Origin of the sequence: Mycobacterium sp. 1245852.3, assembly GCF_001669335.1 — a bacterium.
In the GTDB taxonomy this organism is placed as follows: domain Bacteria; phylum Actinomycetota; class Actinomycetes; order Mycobacteriales; family Mycobacteriaceae; genus Mycobacterium; species Mycobacterium europaeum_A.
In genome coordinates, this window is sequence record NZ_LZLL01000291.1 from 1 (window position 1) to 1,391 (window position 1,391).

Here is a 1,391-nt window from a genome sequence, read left to right on the forward strand (position 1 = left end):
GCTCGGCTTCGCCGCGGCTGTGGTGGCGCCGGAGTGCGCCGTCGGCTGGCCGGTCTGCCTGTTGCCCAGCGTCGCCCACAGCGCCAGCGCAACCACGGCGATCACGGTGAAGGCGTACGACAGCGTCAGTCCAACCAGCGCCCGATTGCGGCCGCGCTCGCCCCGCCGGCGAATGTCTTTGATGGCGAAGTGGCCCAACACGATTCCCACCGGGGCAAGCAGGAACGCAAACACAACCGACAGCGTGGCCAGCGTGTTCACCTCGTCCGACGGCGGGCGAGCGGACGGTTGGGCGGGCGGCGGGGGCGACGCTGGGCAACAGGCAGACCGGCCAGCCGACGGCGCACTCCGGCGCCACCACAGCCGCGGCGAAGCCGAGCGCCACCGCCGCCGCGCCGCCGGAACCGTCGGTGACCCCCGAAGGCCTACAGTCGCTGGTGCTCACCGGGGAAGACGTCGCCGGCCTGATCAAGGCGCCCGGCATGTACGTCAACAAGACCTGGACGCAAACGCACGAACTGCAGCCCGGCGACAGCTTCGATCCCCCGGAATGCACCGAAGCGGTGTTCAACGGCTTGACAGCGTCCTATCGAGACAGCGGTTACCGCGCCATCTACGGCGTCGACCTGGGGCAGCACACCAACGGTTTCCCGCACGGGGTTTCGGAGTTCGTCGCGACGTTCGACAATGCCGCGGCCGCAAAGGGTTTCGTCGCCGGCGCCATCAACCACATCAACGGTTGTGCCGGCAGGCAGTTGACCTACTCGCACGGCGGCATCTCCGGCATCTACAGCGTCGGGACGCCGGTGCAGACCGGCCCGGTGACGTCGGTGCGCAGCACCCTGGGGACCGTGCAGGACAACGGGCGGACCACCGACGTCGGCGGCCAGCACACCAGCGCGCTGCGGGCCCTGGCGGCCAAGGCCAACGTCGTGGTCGACGTCGACGTCATCGGACGTGATCTCGGCGACGACGCCGCCGCCCTCGTGCAGGGCATCCTGGGCCGTATCCCGAGTTGAGCGGGCTGCCAACAGGATTGGCGGGCTACAGGACCCGAACGTCTGCCGGTGACCAGAACGCGCGCATCGACGTGATCTTGGCGTCCCCATCGAACGACATCGTCGAAATGGGCGAGATCCGGGTGCGGCTGTCACCGGCGTCGAGCGTCAGATGCCAGAAGAAGGCGGCCTCGCTGCCGCCGATCCGTATTTCGGCGAGTTCGGTGTCCTTCTTCGCGTCCTGAAACCCCGTGTAGAAGGCGCGGATGGCATCATGCCCGCGGCGGATGTCGGAGCCGATCGGGTCCTCGATGGTGGCGTCGTCGGCGTAGAGCGCCACGATGTCGTCGGCGGTGCCCGTGGCGACCAGCGCGAGGTAGCGATTGACGGTCT

3 protein-coding genes are annotated in these 1,391 nt (G+C 68.7%); 1 reads left to right on the forward strand and 2 read right to left on the reverse strand.

All coding sequences use genetic code 11. The features are described from left to right. Positions 1 to 261: DUF4190 domain-containing protein (locus A9W96_RS13275; protein WP_231999675.1), on the reverse strand; the 261-nt coding region annotated here is incomplete at its 3' end. A gap of 149 nt (positions 262 to 410) precedes the next feature. Between A9W96_RS13275 and A9W96_RS13280 the strand changes: the two genes are divergently transcribed. Further along, on the forward strand, positions 411 to 1,019 hold the full coding sequence (locus tag A9W96_RS13280) for a sensor domain-containing protein (RefSeq protein ID WP_197499391.1): 609 nt from the start codon (positions 411 to 413) through the stop codon (positions 1,017 to 1,019). Between the two features lie 25 nt (positions 1,020 to 1,044). Here A9W96_RS13280 and A9W96_RS13285 read toward each other — a convergent pair. After that, positions 1,045 to 1,391, reverse strand: a 347-nt coding sequence (locus A9W96_RS13285; RefSeq protein ID WP_067140306.1) for a nuclear transport factor 2 family protein, incomplete at its 5' end; no start/stop codon positions are given.